Annotated in this window: 19 protein-coding genes; 10 read left to right on the forward strand and 9 right to left on the reverse strand. The window is 73.9% G+C overall.

The window, feature by feature from the left end; all coding sequences use genetic code 11:
* Positions 1 to 136: 136 nt before the first annotated feature.
* Genes ACFFHC_RS07415 through ACFFHC_RS07435 form a run of 5 tightly spaced genes read right to left on the reverse strand, consistent with a single transcriptional unit; the run spans position 137 to position 4,242 of the window.
* Positions 137 to 1,000, reverse strand: coding sequence for a prenyltransferase (locus ACFFHC_RS07415; RefSeq protein WP_379804548.1), 864 nt, complete (start codon positions 998 to 1,000; stop codon positions 137 to 139).
* Positions 1,001 to 1,002: 2 nt separating this feature from the next.
* The gene (locus ACFFHC_RS07420) at positions 1,003 to 1,317 is read right to left on the reverse strand and encodes a lycopene cyclase domain-containing protein (RefSeq protein ID WP_070706232.1); all 315 of its coding nucleotides are present in this window, start codon (positions 1,315 to 1,317) and stop codon (positions 1,003 to 1,005) included.
* Entirely contained in the window at positions 1,314 to 1,658 is a 345-nt protein-coding gene (locus tag ACFFHC_RS07425; RefSeq protein WP_070706233.1) for a C50 carotenoid epsilon cyclase, read from the reverse strand. The genes ACFFHC_RS07420 and ACFFHC_RS07425 overlap by 4 nt, the downstream gene beginning before the upstream one ends.
* Positions 1,658 to 3,355, reverse strand: a complete 1,698-nt coding sequence (gene crtI, locus ACFFHC_RS07430; RefSeq protein WP_141494723.1) for a phytoene desaturase family protein — start codon at positions 3,353 to 3,355, stop codon at positions 1,658 to 1,660. The genes ACFFHC_RS07425 and crtI overlap by 1 nt, the downstream gene beginning before the upstream one ends.
* Positions 3,352 to 4,242, reverse strand: a complete 891-nt coding sequence (locus ACFFHC_RS07435; RefSeq protein WP_141494722.1) for a phytoene/squalene synthase family protein — start codon at positions 4,240 to 4,242, stop codon at positions 3,352 to 3,354. The genes crtI and ACFFHC_RS07435 overlap by 4 nt, the downstream gene beginning before the upstream one ends.
* Positions 4,243 to 4,368: 126 nt before the next feature.
* Here ACFFHC_RS07435 and ACFFHC_RS07440 point away from each other — a divergent pair, with 126 nt between their 5' ends.
* From ACFFHC_RS07440 to ACFFHC_RS07460, 5 genes are all read left to right on the forward strand, one after another.
* Positions 4,369 to 6,417: a neutral/alkaline ceramidase gene (locus ACFFHC_RS07440; protein ID WP_141494721.1), complete on the forward strand. Its 2,049-nt coding sequence runs from the start codon at positions 4,369 to 4,371 to the stop codon at positions 6,415 to 6,417.
* 339 nt (positions 6,418 to 6,756) lie between these two features.
* Positions 6,757 to 7,383 (forward strand): hypothetical protein, encoded by a 627-nt coding sequence (locus tag ACFFHC_RS07445; protein ID WP_379804250.1) that lies wholly within the window; start codon positions 6,757 to 6,759, stop codon positions 7,381 to 7,383.
* Positions 7,384 to 7,385: 2 nt separating this feature from the next.
* A complete protein-coding gene (locus ACFFHC_RS07450; RefSeq protein ID WP_070704899.1) occupies positions 7,386 to 7,775 on the forward strand; it encodes a hypothetical protein in 390 nt (129 codons plus the stop codon).
* Between the two features lie 139 nt (positions 7,776 to 7,914).
* Positions 7,915 to 8,421, forward strand: a complete 507-nt coding sequence (locus ACFFHC_RS07455) for a ferritin (RefSeq protein ID WP_070704896.1) — start codon at positions 7,915 to 7,917, stop codon at positions 8,419 to 8,421.
* Between the two features lie 67 nt (positions 8,422 to 8,488).
* Positions 8,489 to 9,907 carry a M20/M25/M40 family metallo-hydrolase gene (locus ACFFHC_RS07460; protein ID WP_141494719.1) on the forward strand — a complete coding sequence of 473 codons (1,419 nt, stop codon included), beginning with the start codon at positions 8,489 to 8,491 and terminating at the stop codon, positions 9,905 to 9,907.
* A gap of 144 nt (positions 9,908 to 10,051) precedes the next feature.
* On the opposite strand, the gene ACFFHC_RS07465 is transcribed toward ACFFHC_RS07460, so the two are convergent.
* Entirely contained in the window at positions 10,052 to 10,327 is a 276-nt protein-coding gene (locus ACFFHC_RS07465) for a DUF5703 family protein (RefSeq protein WP_237769750.1), read from the reverse strand.
* A 62-nt stretch (positions 10,328 to 10,389) separates the two neighbouring features.
* On the opposite strand from ACFFHC_RS07465, the gene ACFFHC_RS07470 reads away from it, so the two are divergent.
* Entirely contained in the window at positions 10,390 to 10,743 is a 354-nt protein-coding gene (locus ACFFHC_RS07470; RefSeq protein WP_141494718.1) for a hypothetical protein, read from the forward strand.
* 2 nt (positions 10,744 to 10,745) lie between these two features.
* Here ACFFHC_RS07470 and ACFFHC_RS07475 read toward each other — a convergent pair whose 3' ends face one another.
* On the reverse strand, positions 10,746 to 11,717 hold the full coding sequence (locus tag ACFFHC_RS07475; protein ID WP_070704892.1) for a magnesium and cobalt transport protein CorA: 972 nt from the start codon (positions 11,715 to 11,717) through the stop codon (positions 10,746 to 10,748).
* An 87-nt stretch (positions 11,718 to 11,804) separates the two neighbouring features.
* Between ACFFHC_RS07475 and mshC the strand changes: the two genes are divergently transcribed.
* A complete protein-coding gene (gene mshC, locus ACFFHC_RS07480; protein ID WP_379804259.1) occupies positions 11,805 to 13,103 on the forward strand; it encodes a cysteine--1-D-myo-inosityl 2-amino-2-deoxy-alpha-D-glucopyranoside ligase in 1,299 nt (432 codons plus the stop codon).
* A gap of 12 nt (positions 13,104 to 13,115) precedes the next feature.
* Here the strand turns inward: mshC and ACFFHC_RS07485 are convergent, their stop codons facing one another.
* Positions 13,116 to 13,976, reverse strand: coding sequence for a PAC2 family protein (locus ACFFHC_RS07485; protein ID WP_379804262.1), 861 nt, complete (start codon positions 13,974 to 13,976; stop codon positions 13,116 to 13,118).
* A 524-nt stretch (positions 13,977 to 14,500) separates the two neighbouring features.
* On the opposite strand from ACFFHC_RS07485, the gene ACFFHC_RS07490 reads away from it, so the two are divergent.
* Positions 14,501 to 15,256 carry an HAD family hydrolase gene (locus ACFFHC_RS07490; protein ID WP_379804265.1) on the forward strand — a complete coding sequence of 252 codons (756 nt, stop codon included), beginning with the start codon at positions 14,501 to 14,503 and terminating at the stop codon, positions 15,254 to 15,256.
* Here ACFFHC_RS07490 and ACFFHC_RS07495 read toward each other — a convergent pair.
* Entirely contained in the window at positions 15,246 to 16,121 is an 876-nt protein-coding gene (locus tag ACFFHC_RS07495) for a RecB family exonuclease (protein ID WP_101848947.1), read from the reverse strand. The two genes, ACFFHC_RS07490 and ACFFHC_RS07495, sit on opposite strands and share 11 nt — an antisense overlap.
* A 138-nt stretch (positions 16,122 to 16,259) precedes the next feature.
* On the opposite strand from ACFFHC_RS07495, the gene ACFFHC_RS07500 reads away from it, so the two are divergent.
* Positions 16,260 to 17,399, forward strand: a complete 1,140-nt coding sequence (locus ACFFHC_RS07500; protein ID WP_101848946.1) for a M50 family metallopeptidase — start codon at positions 16,260 to 16,262, stop codon at positions 17,397 to 17,399.
* A 40-nt stretch (positions 17,400 to 17,439) separates the two neighbouring features.
* Positions 17,440 to 18,513 (forward strand): tRNA (adenine-N1)-methyltransferase, encoded by a 1,074-nt coding sequence (locus ACFFHC_RS07505; RefSeq protein WP_269148592.1) that lies wholly within the window; start codon positions 17,440 to 17,442, stop codon positions 18,511 to 18,513.
* The last annotated feature ends 1 nt before the right edge of the window (position 18,514 follow it).

Here is an 18,514-nt window from a genome sequence, read left to right on the forward strand (position 1 = left end):
AAGCAGTTCAAGGTCCACCCGGACATCCTTGGAAGCCCTGCCCCCATGCCCCGCACGGTCAAGCCCCAGCGCGACAGCACAACGTCCGGGAACTCCGGGGGAGGCACCCCTGAGACGCCCGCGTGCGGCTGACCGGTCAGCCGGACCCCACTGTGCCGGCCAGCAGCACCATCGTCACCACGAAGCCGGCCAGGTAGTTGAGCCACAGGAACCTCGCCCACCCGCGGTGCGCCTCCTCGCACCGTGGGTCGGGCAGGTTCCGGAACGGCGCCACGTTGGCCACGTAGGCCAGGGGCACCACGGCCAGCAGCGTGTAGGGGAGTGGAGCGGCCAGCATCAGCCCGGCGGCCAGCACGTACAGCCCCGTCGAGACGCGCACCGTCGCCCGCGCGCCGAGCACCGTGGCGATGGACCCGATGCCGGCCGCCCGGTCGGCGGTCACGTCCTGCACCGCGCCGAAGGCGTGGCTGGCCATGGACCACGCGAAGAACGCCGCCAGCACCGCCCAGCCCACGCCCGGCACGGGCCCGCCCGGCACCAGCGCGCCCACCACCGCGGGCCCCACGAAGTGCGTGGCCGAGGTGGCCGAGTCCAGGAAGGGCACCTCCTTGAACCGCAGCCCGGCCCACGAGTACGCCACCACCGCGAACATCGTCACCGCCAGCGCCACCCCGGAGGCCACCGTCCCCGCGGCCAGCAGCGCCACCACGAACGGCACGCACCCCAGCACCGAGGCGGCCAGGATGGCCCGGTGGTGCGCCGTATCGGCCAGCGCGCCCTCCACGCCGCCCTTGCGCGGGTTGAGCAGGTCCGAGGCGTGGTCGAACACGTCGTTGATGCCGTACATGGCCAGGTTGTAGGGCACCGCGAAGAACAGCACGCCCACCCAGAACACCCAGTCGCTCCACGAGCCACCGGCCAGCAGGTACGCCGCGCCAAAGGGATAGGCCGTGTTCACCCACGAGACGGGCCGCGCGGTCCAGAACAGCGTCCGCAGCAGGCTCACCGCTCACCTCCCCGCCGCCACGCCAGCCACAACGCCGGCAGGAGCACCAGCGCGGCCACCGCGTACGCGAAGTCCTCCACCGGCGCACGCCCCACGAACCACCCCACCAGGTGCGCCCGGTCGTAGCCCACGATGCCCGCAGCGATGATGAGCGAGTCGAACACCGCCGTGAACACCAGGCTCACCGCCATCGCCAGGCCCGCGGCCAGCACACCGCGGCGCCGCACCGGCCCGGCCACGCCGCGCAGCGCCCACCACGCCACCAGGCCGACGACGGCGAGCACTGCCAGGTTCACCCACAGGTAGGTCACCGGTGCACCTGCCGCCCTGCACGCTCGCCCCGCGCGGCCAGCACCCGCTCGATGCCGGTGAACACCACCATCGAGAAGTGGCACAGGAACCACAGGAAGGCCAGCTCCTCCACGGGCAACTCCGGCGCCAGCAGCAGCCCGGTCTGCCACGGCCCCGGCCCACGCATGAAGATGCCCAGGGCGATGCACACCGCGTCCCAGACCAGGAACATGCCCACGCCCACCACCTGCACCCGCAGCGCGCGCCGCGCATCGGCCCAGAGGTACAGCCGCCACCGGCGGTCGATGAGGAGCATCCCCAGCTCAGAGACGGCGATGGCCGCCAGGTACAGCCCCGGCATCAGGCACCGCCCCCGGTGGCGCGGCCAGCCGCCACACGCCCGCTGGCGCCCACCCAGGTGGCGGGGTCCATGGGCCCCGCGGAGTGGTCGCCCCGCAGCGCCTTGACCACGTTCTGCGCGCTGATGAGGCACATGGGCAGCCCCACGCCCGGCGCGGTGGTGGCCCCGGCGTAGAGCAACCCGTCCACGTGGCGGCTGGTCACCGGGCCGCGCAGGAAGGCCGACTGCCACAGCGTGTGCGCAGGGCCCAGCGCGTTGCCCCGCCAGGCGTTGTACTCGTCCGCGAAGTCCCCGGGTCCGATGGTGCGGCGCACCACCACCCGCTGGGCCAGGTCGTCGATGCCGGCCCACTCGGCCACCTGCGCGATGGCGTCGTCCACCGCCTGCTCGACGGCCTCGTCACCGGGGCCGCGCGCCCCGTCCGGCCCGATGGCGCCGCGCCCCACCGAGGTGCCGTCCGCAGCATCGGGGGAGACGGGCACCAGCACGAAGAGGTTCTCGTGCCCCGCCGGCGCCACGGAGGGGTCGGTGGCCGAGGGCATGCACACGTACGCACTGGCCGGGCGGGGGACCGCGGGACAGGTCTGCGCGTCGGGGCCGAACATGGCCGCGAAGTTGGCGTCCCAGTCGGCGGTGAAGAACAGGTTGTGGTGAGCCAGCTGCGGCAGCCGCCCGCGGACGCCCAGCAGCGCGAGCACCGCCCCCGGCCCGGAGGTGCGCCGCGCCCAGGCCGCGTGGTCCACCGTGCGCAGGTGCGGCGGCAGCAGCGCGGTCTCCGTGTGGTGCAGGTCGGCGCAGCTCACCACCACGTCGGCCGGCACCACCTCGCCGGAGGCCAGGCGCACTCCCGTGGCACGGGCCCGGGAGCCCGTGCGGGGGAGCGGCCCGCGGCGCGACCGCCCGGCCCCCGCCTCGTCGGTGGTCACCTCCACCACCTCGCAGCCGGTGCGGATCCGCGCGCCGGCCTCCACCGCCACGTCCTCGACGGCCCGCACCAGCGCGGCGAAGCCCCCCATCGGGTAGCGGACACCGTCGGCCAGGTCCATGTGGCTCATGAGGTGGTACAGGCTCGGCGCCGTGCGTGGCGTGGCCGCCAGGAAGACCGCCGGGTAGCCCAGCACCTGCCGCAGCCGGGTGTCGTGCACCGTCCGCGCGACCCGCCGGTGCAGAGACTCGCCCAGCAGCCGCGCCAGCACGCCCAGCCGGGGCAGCACGGCCCGCACCGTGGCCAGCGGCACCCGCCGGAAGGTCGTGTAGAGGAAGTGCGCCAGCGCCAGCTCGTAGCTGCTCCGCGCTGAGTCCAGGTAGCGCCCCAGCGCGGCGCCCGCGCCGGGCTCCACCGCCTCGAACAGCGCCTCGGCCTCCGCGCGCCCGGTGCGTACCTCCAGCGCCGCCGCGTGGCCCTGGCCGAACACCCGGTAGGCCGGGTCCAGGTCCACCAGCGGCACCCGGTCGGCCACCGAGGTGCCCATGAGCGCGAAGAAGTGCTCGAACACCTCGGGCATGAGGTACCAGGACGGGCCGGTGTCGAAGCGCCAGGTGCCCGCCGGGGTGGTGGCCTCCCACGAGCCGGCGCGGCCGCCGGTCACGGCGCGGCGCTCCAGCACGGTGACCTCGTACCCGTCGCGGGCCAGCAGTCCGGCGGTGGCCAGCCCGGCCGCCCCGGCGCCGATGACGACCGCGCGCCGCCCGCTCATCGCCGCACCCGCTCGCGCAGGGCGGCCCGCGCCACGATGCCGGCCTTCACCGCATCGGGCACGCGCACCCGCCGCCGGCGCAGCTCGGCCGCCGGCGTGGCCGCGATGCGGTCGGTGAGCGCGGCGTACAGGTCGTGGCAGGCGCGCACGGCCGCCCGGCTGGAGCCCGGCAGACCGCCGATGACGGCCTCGGCCGCCGCGAGGTCCGCCCGCACCCGTGCCACGGCGGCGTCCCGGTCGGCATCGGTGAACACGGCCCCGGCCCCCGGCAGGTAGGTGCGCCCCCGCCCGTCGGTGTCCTCGGCCAGGTCGCGCAGGAAGTTCACCTGCTGGAAGGCCGCGCCCAGCCGCCGCGCGCCCTCGTCCAGGTGCGACGCCGGCGCCACCGGGGCGGGCGCGGCGTCGGTGGTGAAGATCCGCACGCACATGAGCCCCACCACCTCGGCCGAGCCGTGCACGTACTGCGCCAGCGAGGCGTCGTCGTGCGCGGCCACGTGCAGGTCCGCCCGCATCGAGGCGTAGAAGGGGCGCACCAGGTCGGCCCCGATGCCGGTGGCCCGCGCCGCGTCGGCGAAGGCGTGCACCACCGGGTCGGTGGAGTACCCGCACCCCAGGGCCCGCAGGGTGCGGTGCTCGTGCTCGTCGAGGGCGTCGGCCACCGCATCCACGCCCAGGCCCGCCCCGGCCGCGGCGCCGTCCACCACCTCGTCGGCCATGCGCACCAGTGCGTACAGGGACCGCACGCGCTGCCGCACAGGGTGCCCGAGCAGCCGCGAGGCGGCACCGAACGAGGTGGAGTAGTGGGCGATGACGCGCTCGGCGGCAGCGTGCGAGGCGGCCGTGTGGTCCGCGAGCGCCCGCCGCGCGAGCAGCTCGGGGGAGGTCATGCGCCCATCGTCACATGCCCGGGATCTTGGGCAATTCTTGACCCACCATCGGTGAAATCCGTGTCACCCTGTGCCGCGTACCCCTCACCGCCGCCGACGCAGGCGGCCCACCCACAGGAGCCAGTGATGTCAGCACCGCATCAGCAGTCCTCCCAGCCCTCCCGCCGCGCCGTCCTGGCGGGCGCCGGCGCCGCCACCGCCGTGGGCCTGGCGGCCGGTGGCACCGCGCCGACCGCCGCCTCGGCCGCGACCCCGAGCGCCGACGGCGCCTACAAGGTGGGCGCCGGCATCGCCGACGTCACCGGCCCCGTGGCCGAGAACGGGATGATGGGCTACTCCTCGCTGGAGCAGCAGGCCACCGGGCTGCACATGCGCCTGATGGCCCGTGCCTTCGTGGTGGTGGACTCCGCCGGCGGCCGCCTGGGCTGGGTGGTGGTGGACCACGGGGTGATCTCCGTGGCCGCCCACCGCGAGGTCGTCCGGCGCCTGGCCGCCCGACACCCCGGCACGTGGGACGTGCAGAACCTCATGGTCACCTGCACGCACACCCACGCCAGCGTCGGCGGCTGCACGCACGACGTCATCTACAACCTGGCCACCTACGGGTTCCAGGAGCAGGCCTTCGAGGCGCTGGTCGAGGGCATCGTCACCGCCGTGGAGCGCGCCCAGGCCTCGCTGGCCGCCGGGAGCATCCACATCGGGCGCACCGAGCTGCACGACGCCTCCCGCAACCGCTCCCTGACGGCGTTCGAGGCCAACCCGGCCGCCGACCGCGCGCACTTCCCCGGCGGCATCGACCCGACCGTGCTGGTGCTGCGCTTCCGGCAGGGGACCCGTGACATCGGCATGCTCAACTGGTACCCCACCCACGGCACCTCGCTGACCAACACCAACACGCTGGTCTCCGGGGACAACAAGGGCTATGCCGCGTGGTCGTGGGAGCGGGAGCTGCTCGGGCAGGACCCGCTGGACCCGCGCCCCCGGTTCGTCGCGGCCTTCGCGCAGTCCAACTCCGGGGACATGACGCCCAACCTGGCGCTCAAGCCGGGCACCGGCCCCACCGACGACGAGTTCGAGAACATGCGCATCATCGGCGCCCGCCAGCGCGATGCCGCCCACCGCGCCTGGGAGGGGGCCACCGAGGTCGTCACCGGCCCGGTCGGTGCCCGCACCCGGTACGTGGACATGGATGCGGTACGCATCGACGCCCGCTTCACCCCGGAGGGCAAGCCCGCCCGCACCGCGCCGGCCGTGCTCGGCGAGTCGATGCTGGCCGGGTCCACCGAGGACGGCCCGGGCCCGGACATCTTCAAGGAGGGCGTGCACTGGCCGGTGAAGGTGCCGGGGGAGACCCCGGACTGGGTGGCCGACGTGCAGTACCCCAAGGTGGGGCTGGTGCCGGTGGGCCTGGCCGATGCCGCCCCCTCGCGCCTGGCCGTCACCGTGGCTCGCATCGGCCAGCTGTGGATCGTGGGCATCCCGGCCGAGGTCACCATTGTGGCCGGCCTGCGCCTGCGTCAGCAGGTGGCCGAGGCCGTGGGCGCGCGCCTGGACGACGTGGTGGTGCAGGGCTACACCAACGGCTACTCCCAGTACGTCACCACCCCGCAGGAGTACGACACCCAGGAGTACGAGGGTGGTTCCACGCTCTTCGGCCGCTGGACGCTGTGCGCCTACCAGCAGGAGACCTCGCGCCTGGCCACTGCGCTCAAGACCGGCGCCACCGTCGATGCCGGGGCCGCCCCGGTGTCCAACCCGGCCGGCATGGCGGACTTCCAGACCGACGTGGTGTTCGACAGCCCCCACTCCGGCAAGCCGTACGGCGGCGTCATCACCGAGCCGAAGGACACCGCGCGCGGTGCCACGGTCTCGGCGGTGTTCGTCACCGGCCACCCCAAGAACGGCCTGCTGCTGGGAGGCACCTTCCTGGAGGTGCAGCGCCGCACGGCCGCCGGCTGGGTGACCGAGCGCGTGGACACCGACTTCGACACCCGCTACCGCTGGAAGCGCACCAACGGTGCGCTCGGGTACTCCACGGCCACCATCGAGTGGGACGTGCCCGCCGACGTCACGGCAGGGGAGTACCGCATCCTGCACCGCGGACACCACAAGAACGGGTGGACGGGCAAGATCGCGGCCTTCCAGGGCATCACGATGCCCTTCCGGGTGAGCTGACAGGCTGGCGCACCGCAGGGGCCCCGCACCTCACGCCGAGGTGCGGGGCCCGTCGCGTGGGCGCCATGTCCACCGAAGGTTTCCTCCGGGATTCTCTCACCCGCCTCACAGAATCGGATTGCCGCAACACAATCGTCACGCATCCTTCCCCTGTCATCCGGACGGGGCTATCTTCAATGCACCACACACAGCGGTACCATCGCCTCGGGGAAGGGGAATGCCGTGTAGTCACGATTCGGCCTCGCGGTCGCAGGGGTCCTCGCCGGAACCCTCACGTCCACGGCGTCCGTATCGGAGCGGTCTCCGTCGGAAGCGGACGCCAGCACCACCGCACAGCAGATGGGGCGCTCCACCCAGGACGTCACCTCCTACGCCGACGGTCAAGGCACCTTCGCCCAGGTCGTCAGTGACTTGTCCAGCGCCCATCCAGACGGCTTCGTCGACGCGGTCTGGGACGGACCCGACTCCCGGGCCACGCTCATCGAGGTCCACCGGTCGATCCTGAGCGAGGCGCGCCGTGCCGCGGGGAACCAGGCCAGGTACGTGGTGGCCTCCGACCGCCCGAGCGCCGAACGTCGCGCACAGATCGAGCACGAGGTGGTGGAGCAGGCAGCCACGCTCATCGAGGGACGCCACGACGTGTCGACCGAGGTCAGCCCGGGCGCGGAGACCGTCACCATCGTGCTGGGCGGGTTCGATGCAGCCTCCACGGCCGATGCCGGTGCGCGGGCGGCGACCGCGCAGCACCTTCTCGAGGGCATCACGCTTCCTGCGGGCGTCAAGCACGTGCAGGTGACCACCTCGTCCGCCACCAGCGGCCCGGAGTTCGGATCGGGCGGCACCTGGCGAGGCACCTTCTGCACGGCAGGTCTCACGGCCGCACGCAGCGGCCGGGTGGCCATCACCGGCACGGCACACTGCGGGAGTACCAGTTCCCATGACGGAGCGACTCTCTCCGGGAGCTGACCATGAACACCACCCACCGCACCGTCTTCAAAGCCGCGCTGGCCCTGGGCATCGGAGTCCTCACGGCGGGGTGCACCCCGTCGGGGGACGGCCCGACGTTCGGCACCTGGTCGACCCCGTGGAGTCACTCGGACCGCGGATACACGGGCACGTTCACCGACCGCGAGGGGTGCCTCCACGTCACCGTGGAGGGGACCGACCACGTGGCCGTCCTGCCTGGGGGAAGCTCCGTGGAGGACGGCACCGTGAAGACTCCCGACGACGCGTTCGCCCTCGACTCCGAGGTGACCGTCGGCGGAGCCGGATTCCCCACCGACGAGGCTCACGAGGTGACCCAGTTCGAACTGCCCGAGGCCTGCGGCAGCCCCCAGGACGTCTGGATCGTGACCTGACCAGACGGCCACCCCGCGGGCCCTGCCCCCGTCTCCGGGTGCGGGACCCACAGCGTTCATACCGGGCACTCCTCGCCGGGGGCACAGGCAAGCCTCAGCGAGGGTGCCGGGAAGGTCGCACGCACCTACGCTCGGCGCCATGAAGATCCCCGAGAGCCTCGTGCCCGCCTTCGAGAAGCAGATCACCCTGGAGTTCCGGGCCGCGCTGACCTACCGGCAGCTCGCCATCGAGATGGCCGCCCAGAGCCTGCCGGGCACGGCCGCGTGGTTCACCCGGCAGGCCGACGAGGAGGTGCTGCACGCCCAGCGCTTCATCGACCACGTGCTCGACCGCGGCGGGCGCCCCGTCATCGGCGAGGTGCCGGCCCAGCAGCCGCTCACCAACCCCACCCCGCTGGAGGCCTTCCGCGCCGCGCTCGCCCACGAGGAGAAGGTGTCGGCCGCCATCCGCGAGCTCTACGTGGCCACTGAGGCCGCCGGCGACCTGGACTCCCGCCCGCTGCTCAACGAGTTCGTCGCCGAGCAGGTGGAGGAGGAGGCCACGGTCGGCGAGGTGCTCTCCGCCCTGGAGCGCGTGGGCGACGACGGCCCGGGCCTGCTGCGCATCGACGCGGACCTGGCCAGCCGGGGCACCACCGGCGCCTGAGCCGACCCCGTCGCGCCCACGGGCCCCGCACCTCCCGGCGAGGTGCGGGGCCCGTAGCGTGGAGGCCATGTCCTCCGATGCCGTGAACCCGACCGCCGCGGACCGCACCTCCGGCAGGGCCACCGACCCCACCGCCGGCACCCCGGCGGGCGTGCCGCTGCCCACCGACGAGGTGACCGACCTCTGCCGCGAGCTGATCCGCATCGACTCCAGCAACTTCGGCGACGGCTCCGGCCCCGGCGAGCGCGAGGCCGCCGACTACGTGGTGGCCAGGCTGCGCGAGGTGGGCCTGGAGCCGCAGGTGTTCGAGTCCGACCCGGGCCGCACCAGCGTGGTGGTGCGGCTGGAGGGCACCGACTCCTCCCGACCGGGCCTGGTGCTGCACGGCCACCTCGACGTGGTGCCTGCCCGTGCCGAGGACTGGTCCGTGGACCCCTTCGGCGCCGAGCTGCGCGACGGCATGGTGTGGGGCCGCGGCGCGGTGGACATGAAGGACATGGATGCCATGATCCTGGCCGTGGTGCGCTACATGGCCCGCACCGGCCAGCGCCCCGCCCGTGACCTGGTGGTGGCCTTCTTCGCCGACGAGGAGGCCGGCGGCGTGAAGGGCGCCGGCCACCTGGTGCAGCACCACCCCGAGCTGTTCGCCGGCTGCACCGAGGCCGTGAGCGAGGTGGGCGGGTACTCCATCACCGTGCCCGGCCAGGAGGTGGCCGACGGCGCCGAAGCGCAGCGCACCTACCTGGTGCAGACCGCCGAGAAGGGGATCGCCTGGCTCACGCTGACCGCCCGTGGCCGCGCCGGGCACGGGTCGGTCCCCACCGCCGAGAACGCCGTGGCCCGGATGGGGGCGGCGCTCGCGGCCATCCACGCCCACGACTGGCCGGCCGAGACCATCGAGTCGGTGCGGGTGCTGCTCGAGGGGGTGGGGGAGCAGGCCGGCATCGACTGGTCGGTGGACGACGCGCCCTCCCTGGAGCAGGTGGTGGCGCAGACCGGTGGCGCCTCGCAGTTCGTGGCCGGCACCCTGCGCAACACGAGCAACCCGACGATGGTGAACGGCGGGTACAAGCACAACGTGGTGCCGCAGACCGTGACCGCCGGGCTGGACTGCCGCTTCCTGCCGGGGCAGCAGCAGCACGTGCTCGACACGATCGCCGAGCTGGCCGGGGAGCACGTGGAGGTCTCCGTGCACCACCTGGGGCCCGCGCTGGAGGCCCCCTTCGACGCCCCGCTGGTGGACGTCATGCGCAGCGTGCTCGAGGCCGAGGACCCCGGCTGCCGGGTGCTGCCGTACTGCCTCTCCGGCGGCACGGACAACAAGCACCTGGCCGAGCTGGGCATCACCGGCTACGGCTTCGCCCCGCTGCAGCTGCCGGCCGACCTGGAGTTCGCGCCGATGTTCCACGGCGTCGACGAGCGGGTGCCGGTCAGCGCGCTGGAGTTCGGCGCCCGGGTGCTGCACCGCTTCGTGCTCGAGTCCTGAGCCGTCCCGCCCCGTGGCCCCAGATGTCCGCCTGCGGTCCAGAGGTACGGGCCATGAGGCGTACCTCTGGACCGGAACCGGACATCTGCGCCAGGCCCGCTCGACGCCGGTCCCTCGGGCGCGGGCTCGATGAGGGGAGCCGCCTCAGGCGGGCGGGCCCAGCAGCGTCTGCGGGCGCCGCTGGCGGATCACCTTGCGACGCAGGCGGACCTTCCGTCGCCCGCCCTCGTAGAGGCGCACGGTGTGCACGTTCCAGCCCTCGTACTCGGCCAGCTCGGTGAGCAGCTGCCTCAGGTCCGCCCGCGACAGCTCCCGAGGAGCCTGGACGACCCGGTACTCCCACACGGCGGCCGCACGGGCCCGGTGGTGGGCGGCGACGGCGCGGGTCGGCTGACGGCGGGGCGGCTGGCTGGGCTGCATCGCCACAGTGTGCACGGGCAATTCTCCTGACGCCGCCCCGCCTCCCGCGCTACGGTGGCCCCATGGCCACCGACCCGCGCAGCGCCCTGACCACCCTCGTCACCGCCCTGGAGCGGCACCTCGAGGCCTGCTCCTCCCGCACCGGGGAGGAGGACCCCCGGGTGATCGCCGCCTACAACGACCTCGCGGACGCCTTCGAGGACTACGACGACGCCCTGCTGGAGGCCCACGGCGAGGTGACGCCCTTCGAGGTGTACTCCGACGATGACGAGGACGACCTCGAGGACGACGACTTCGACGACGACGAGGAGGACGGTCCCCTCGCCGGTCGGTACGACGACGAGTACGACGGCGACCAGGACTCCTACGACTACGACGACGACTCCGAGGTGGAGGACGACGACGTCCGCGGCTGAGCTCAGAGCCAGCCGGAGCGCCGGAAGCGCAGGTACAGCAGCACCACGATCACCACGGTGAGCAGCATCGCCACCGGGTAGCCCCACACCCAGTGCAGCTCGGGCATGTGGTCGAAGTTCATGCCGTACACCGCGCCCACGATGGTGGGGACGGCCGCCAACGCGGCCCAGGCCGAGATCTTGCGCGTGTCCTCGCCCTGCTTGACCGACACCATCGACAGGTGCGCCTGGAGGATGTCGGTGAGGGACTGGTCGTAGCCCAGCACGTGGTCGTCGGCGCGCAGCAGGTGGTCCTGCACGTCGCTGAGGTAGGGCTGCAGCTCCTCGGGCACCAGGCGTGAGGAGTGCACGAGGCGCCGCACCGGGTCCACCAGCGGGTGCACGGCGCTGCGGGCCTCCAGGATCTCCCGCTTGAGCCGGTAGATCTCGGTGACGTCCACGTCCTGCTCCCCGCCGAAGGTGGCCTGCTCGACCCGCGCGAGGTCGTCGTTGAGCTCCAGGTCCACCCGTGTGTAGGTGTCCACGATGTGGTCGGCCACCACGAACACCGCCGAGGCCGGCCCGTGGGCCATGAGCTCGGGGGAGCGCTCCAGCCGGGCCCGCACGCCGGTGAGGCGGGTGTGCTTGCCGTGGCGCACCGTGAGCACCCAGTGCGGTCCCCACACCATGAGCACCTCGCCGGTCTCGACGTCGCTGTTCTCCTCGAAGTAGGCCAGGGTGCGGAACACCAGCATCGCGGAGTCGTCCATGACGTCGAGCTTGGGGCGCTGGCGGCCGGTGGCGATGTCCTCCACCACGAGGGGGTGCAGGTCCAGCAGGCGCGCGAAGTGCTGCACCTGCTCGGCCGACGGCTCGTAGAGGCCCACCCACAGGAAGGCGTTCCCGTCGGCCTGCTGGGCCCGGGCCAGTCCCTCGGCCACGTCCTGGCACTCGTACCGCCGCCCGTCGGCGTACACCGCCTTGTCCACGATCATGGGGCGCATTCTGGCAGCGGCACCGCCCGCCGACGGGCCCCTCGGCCGGTCACCTGCGTCACGCCCGCCACGGCCTACCCTGTGCGGGTGGAATCCTGGACCTCGCCCACCGTGCCCGCCCTGCCGCTGACCGCCCCGCCGCTGCGGGTGCACGACACGGCCACCGGGCGGCAGGAGGAGCTGACCCCGCAGGGCGAGGCCGGCCTGTACGTCTGCGGCATCACGCCGTACGACGCCACGCACATGGGCCACGCGGCCACCTACCTCACGGTGGACACCCTGCACCGCGCGCTGCGGGCCGCCGGGCACCCGGTGCGCTTCGTGCAGAACGTCACCGACGTGGACGAGCCGCTGCTGGAGCGCGCCGAGCGCGACGGCGTGCACTGGGAGGACCTGGCGCAGCGCGAGATCCAGCTGTTCCGCGACGACATGGAGGCGCTGCGCATCATCGCGCCGGACGCCTACGTGGGCGCCGTGGAGGGGATCCCCTCGGACGTGGCCGCCGTGGAGTCGATGCTGGACTCCGGCCACGCCTACCGGCTGCCGGCCGACGACGCGCCGGGCACCGCATCGGACGTGTACCTGGAGCTGGCGAGCACGCCGGCCTTCGGGGAGGTCTCCGGGTGGTCGCGCGAGGAGATGCTGGCGGTCTTCGCCGAGCGCGGCGGTGACCCGGAGCGCGCCGGCAAGAAGGACGCCCTCGACCCGCTGCTGTGGCGCGCCCACCGGGAGGGCGAGCCGCACTGGGAGGGAGGCACGCTGGGCGACGGGCGGCCGGGCTGGCACATCGAGTGCACCACCATCGCCCGCGACCACCTGGGCACGCCCTTCCTGGTGCAGGCCGGCGGCGACGACCTGGTCTTCCCGCACCACGAAATGAGCGCCGCGCAGAGCCGCGCCCTCACCGGGGAGGCGTTCGCGCAGCACTACGTGCACCAGGCGATGGTGGGCCTGGACGGCGAGAAGATGAGCAAGTCCAAGGGCAACCTGGTGCTCGTCTCGCGGCTGCGGGCGGCGGGGGAGGACCCGGCGGCCATCCGCCTGGCGCTGCTCAGCCAGCACTTCCGCACCGCGTGGGACTGGACGGACGGCCACCTGGAGCAGGCCCGCACCCGTCTGGCCCGATGGCGTGCCGCGACCGAGCGCGTGGCCGCCGGCGGTGGTGCGGGGGACCAGGTGGCGGGCGAAGCCGGCGGGGACGCGGTGGCCCGCGACGTGGCCGCTCGCGTGGCCGACGACCTCGACACCCCCGGGGCACTGGCCGTGGTGGACCGCTGGGCCGACCACGTGCTGAACGGCTCGGAGCAGGCGCGCACCGGGGCGCTCGCCGAGGGCCCGGCGCTGCTCGTGGCGGTGGATGCCCTGCTCGGCATCGACCTGCGCTGAGGCCCGGTCGGCTCAGACCGGCGGGGTGCTCCCGCCGTCGCCCTCGCGGCGCTTGAGGTACTGCTCGAACTCCTTGGCCAGCGCGTCGCCGGAGGCCTGCGGCGAGGTGAGCTCGTCCACGGCCTCCTCGAGCGCCTCCACGTACTCAGCGACGTTCTCGTCCTGGCGCGTGAGCTCCTCCACGCCGCGGGTCCACGCGCGGGAGAGCTCCTCCAGGTCCGCGGTGTCGATGACGGTGTCGAGCACCTCCTCGAGCGCGGTGAGCAGTCCCCAGGTGGCTCGGGGCGAGGGCACGCCGCCGGCGTAGTGCGGCACGGACACCCAGAGGCTCACGGCGTCCAGGCCGGCGTCCTCGGCCTCCTGGTTGAGCACGCCCACGATGCCGGTGGGGCCCTCGTAGTCGGCGGGCTGCACGTCGAGCCGGCGCTGGAGTGCCAGGGAGCTGGTGGTGGTGCTGACCGGCAGCGGACGGGTGTGGGGCACGTCGGCCAGCAGCGCGCCGAGGGTCACGAACTCGGTGGCGCCGGCCTCGGCCACCCAACCGAGCAGCTCCTCGGTGAACGCGCGCCACCGCATCGAGGGCTCCAGGCCCTGCACGAGCAGGACGTCGCGGTCGAGCCCGGGCGGCTGCGCGACGTGGAAGCTGGTGGTGGGCCACTCCACCTGACGGCGGCCGCCCCGGCGCACGATGCGTGGGCGGTGCACCTGGTAGTCGTAGTAGTCCTCGGGGTCGAAGGCCGCCACCTCCTCGGCGCCCCACACCTCGATGAGGTGGGCGATGGCCGCGGTGGCCGCCTCCCCGGCGTCGTTCCACCCCTCGAAGGCGGCGACCACGACCGGGTCGCGCAGCGGGGCGGGGTCCTCGTTGAGCATTGGCACAGGGTAGGTGGCCGCCGCGGCGGCCCCGGCCATGGGAGGGGCTGCCGGCGGGAGACCCGGCCCGGGGCACGCCGGGCCGCACGCGAAACCCCACCGCGCACGGGAAGCGTGCTCCCCGCACGCGCACTGTCCCGTGCCAGCAACACCTGTCCCGTGCCGCGCCACCTCTCCCGTGCCTGAACCCCGAGCCCCCGTCGCGCTGGGCCCGTGCCGCGGGTCCGCGCCGTTCCGCCCAGGTGCCCGGCGAACGGCACCGCTGCCCCCGCCCGCCTGGCGCACCGTGCCCCGGAAGGGTGTGCCCGGAAGGGTGTGCCCGGAAGGGTGTGCCCGGAAGGGTGTCCTATCGCGCGATAGGTCGACCGAATCGCGGGCAGGTGACTGGGAAACGGTCGACCTATCAGCCGATAGGACACCCCTCCCACGGGGGCCACCGCGACGAAGCGACCACGCAGTCGTGCCCGGGACGTCCCGGCCAGGGGCGTCCGGGCGTGGCCGGACGCGGCTGGGAGACTGGCCGGGTGACCGATCCCGCCGTGCCCACTTCGACCGTGTCCCAGCCCGACGCCCCCCAGCCCGCCGCCTCCGACCGCGAGGCCGCACCCGCCACAGCCACCGTCCGCCCGGACCTGCCGGCCGCCGTCCTGTTCGACATGGACGGCACCCTCATCGACTCCGAGCCGCTGTGGATGGCTGCCGAGACCGCACTGGTGGAGTCCTTCGGCGGCACGTGGACCCACGAGGACGCCCTGGCCATGGTGGGCAACCCGTTGGAGGTGTCGGCCGAGATCATCCTGGAGCGCACCCCGGTGGACCTGCCGCGCGACGAGATCATCCACCGCCTGCTCGCCGAGGTGACCGCCGGCGTCCGCCAGCACATGCCCTGGCGCCCGGGGTCCCGTGAGCTGCTCGCCGAGTGCGTCGAGCGGCGCGTGCCCACCGCCCTGGTGACGATGTCGTGGACCTCCCTGGCCGAGGCGTTCACCGACGCCCTGCCGGCCGGTACCTTCGACACCGTGGTCACCGGCGACGCCGTGACGCACGGCAAGCCCCACCCAGAGCCCTACCTCACCGCCGCGGAGCGCCTCGGCGTGGACCCGGCCGCCTGCCTGGCCCTGGAGGACTCGCCCTCCGGCGTCGGCTCGGCCTCGGACGCCGGCACGCACCTGGTGGCCATCCCGCTCATGGTCGACCTGCCCGAGACCCCCAACACGGTCACCGTCACCACCCTCGAGGGGGAGACCCTCAGCTCCCTGTGGGAGCGCTTCACCCACTGAGCGAGGCGGCCCCGCTCACGGCCTCGTCGGTGGCCCGGTCCGCGGCGTCGGTGGGCAGCGGCGGGGGAGTGCCACCCCACGCCGGGCAGATGGACTGGAAGCTGCACCAGTCGCACAGCCGCGACCGGTTGGGGCGCCAGTCCCCGGTGGCCGCGGCCCGCTCGATGGCGTCGTACAGCGCCAGCAGCTTGCGCTCGGTGGCCACCAGCTCGGCCTCGGTGGGCTGGTGGCGCAGGATGGTGCCGTCCTTGAGGTACACCAGCTGCAGCAGGGCCGGCACCCTCCCGCGCAGCCGCCAGATGGCCAGCGCGTAGAACTTCATCTGGAACAGCGCCTTGGCCTGGAACAGCTCCGAGGGGGCACGACCGGTCTTGTAGTCCACCACCCGCAGCGCCCCGTCGGCCGGGGCCACGTCGAGCCGGTCGACGTACCCGCGCAGGGTCAACTGCCCCTGCTCGCCCTCGCGCTCCACGGGCACCTCCACGTAGAGCTCACGCTCGGCCGGCTCGAGCACGCTCGGGTCCTCGAGGGTGAACCACCGCCGCACCAGCGCCTCGGCCTCGGCCATCCACGTGGCCATCTCGTCCGGCGTCGCCTCGGCCCCCTCGCCGACCACCTCCACGGCCTCGGGGCGCTCGGCCACCACCCGCTCCCAGGCGGCCTCCATGAGCCCCACCGCGTCGTCCGGGCGGCGCCGGTGCGCGGGCAGGTCGAACACGTCCTCGAGCACCGCGTGCACGAAGGTGCCCCGGACCGCCACGGCCGAAGGCGGCTCGGGCAGCCGGTCCACCACCCGGAACCGGTAGAGCAGCGGGCACTGCATGAAGTCGCCGGCGCGGCTGGGGGAGAGGGCTGCGGTCACCATGGGCGCCACAATAGGTGCCGCCACCGACATCCCCTCCGCCAGCGACCCACCCGCCCGGACGACCGGCCGCCCCGCCCGTAGGCTGGGCGCCCGCAGCCGGCCCGATGGTGGCCGCCCCCACGACCCGTAGGAGTCCCCATGGCCCAGCCCTCCGGATGGCGCATCGGCAGCGTGCGCGGCGTGCCGGTGTACCTGGGGACCACCTGGCCGCTGCTCGTGGTCCTGGTGGTGGTGCTCAACGGCAGCCAGCTCACCGACGCCCTCGGCCCGGTGACCGCCTACGGCCTGGGCCTGGCCTACGCCGCGATGCTGGTCTTCAGCGTCTTCGTCCACGAGGTGGGCCACGTGCTGGCCGCCCAGTGGCGCGGCTACACGGTAACCCGCGTGCAGCTCGACCTCATCGGCGGGCACACCGCGCACCAGTCCGACAACACCTCCCCGGGCAGCAACGCGATCGTCGCCGTGGCCGGCCCGCTGGCCAACCTGGTGCTCGCGGCGCTCGCGGCCGCGGCCCTGTTCGTGGTGCCCGACGGCGTGCCCCACATGGTGGTGGCCAGCGCCCTGTGGGTGAACGGCCTGGTGGGCCTGTTCAACCTGCTGCCGGGCATGCCGCTGGACGGCGGGCACGTGGTGGACTCGCTGGTCTGGAAGGCCACCGGCAGCCGCCCGACGGGCCTGGTGGCCGCCGGCTGGACCGGGCGCCTCATCGCGTTGGTGGTCATCGCCTTCGTCGCGCTCATGGTGGTCCAGGGCCGCAGCCTCGTGACCGTCATGTGGGGCGGCCTCATCGCGTGGGTGCTGTGGGCCGGGGCCACGCGCTCCATCCAGGCCGGGGCGGCCCGCCAGGAGCTGGGCCGCCACTCCACCGGGTCGGTCATGCGGCCCGCGGTGGGGCTGCCGCAGGACGCGCCGGTCTCGGCGCTGCTGGGAGTGCGCGGCTTCCCGGTGCCGGTGGGCGTCGTCACCACCGATGCCGAGCACCGCGCCGTGGGGCTGGTGGACCCCTCCGCCCTGGCCCAGGTGCCCGCCGAGCTGCGTGACTCCACGCCCCTGTCCGCCGTGGCCCGCACCGTGCCCGGCGACTGGACGGTGGACGCCGCCCCGCAGGAGGACATCACCCGCCTGCTCGAGGCGGTGACCTCCCGCCGCCTGCAGGTGGCCGCCATCCGCGAGCCCGGCCCGCTCGACCCCGACGGCCGGCCCACTCCGCCGCGCATCGTGGGCCTGGCCGACCATGCCTCCATGGAGGCCGGCATGCGCGCCAACGCCCGCGGCTGACGGGAGCCCGGCCCCCGGGGTGCACCTAGAATCGGCGCCCATGACCTCCCCCCAGCCGTCCCCCGCCCAGCCCACCCCCGATGCCGGGTGGACCGGTGAGCAGGGCCGCCGCGGCCCCTTCCGCGTGGGGGAGCGGGTGCAGCTGACCGACCCCAAGGGCCGCATGCACACCATCGTGCTGGAGCCCGGCAAGCGCTTCCACAACACGCGTGGCCACATCGCCCACGACGACCTCATCGGCGCGCCCGACGGCAGTGTGGCCACACACTCCACGGGCGCGCAGTGGCAGGCCCTGCGCCCGCTGCTGAGCGACCACGTCATGTCGATGCCGCGCGGCGCCGCCGTGGTCTACCCCAAGGACTCCGCCCAGATCGTGGGCATGGCCGACATCTTCCCCGGCGCCGTGGTGGTGGAGGCCGGCGTCGGTTCCGGCGCGCTGAGCATGAGCCTGCTGCGGGCGGTGGGGGAGACCGGCCGCCTGCACTCCTTCGAGCTGCGCAAGGAGTTCGCCGAGATCGCGCGCTCCAACGCCCGGGCCTTCCTCGGCGGTGACCACCCGGCGTGGAGCATCCACCTGGGCGACCTCGCCGAGGAGCTGCCCCGCACCCTGGAGCCCGGCAGCGTGGACCGCGTGGTCCTCGACATGCTGGCCCCCTGGGACTGCCTGGCGGCGGTGGCCGACGCGCTGGCGCCCGGCGGCGTGCTCATCTGCTACGTGGCCACGGCCACCCAGCTCTCCCGCGTGGCCGAGGCCGCACGCGACCACGGCGGCTTCACCGAGCCCCGCGCCTGGGAGTCGATGGTGCGCGGCTGGCACCTGGAGGGCCTGGCCGTCCGCCCGGAGCACCGCATGCACGGCCACACCGGCTTCCTCATCTCGATGCGGCGCCTGGCCCCGGCCACCGACGCCCCGGAGCTGGCCAAGCGCCCTGCCAAGGCCGGAGCGGACGCCGACGTCTCGGCCGGCGGCTGGACCGAGCGATTCGACGCCGAGGACTGGACCGGGGAGAACCTGGGGGAGCGCTGGATCAGCCCCAAGAAGCTGCGCCGCGTGCGCCGCGACCAGGAGCACCACGAGCGCCTGGGCAGCACCCGCCTCGGCGACGACGCCTGAG

Origin of the sequence: Kytococcus schroeteri (assembly GCF_042433515.1) — a bacterium.
Taxonomy (GTDB): domain Bacteria; phylum Actinomycetota; class Actinomycetes; order Actinomycetales; family Dermatophilaceae; genus Kytococcus; species Kytococcus schroeteri.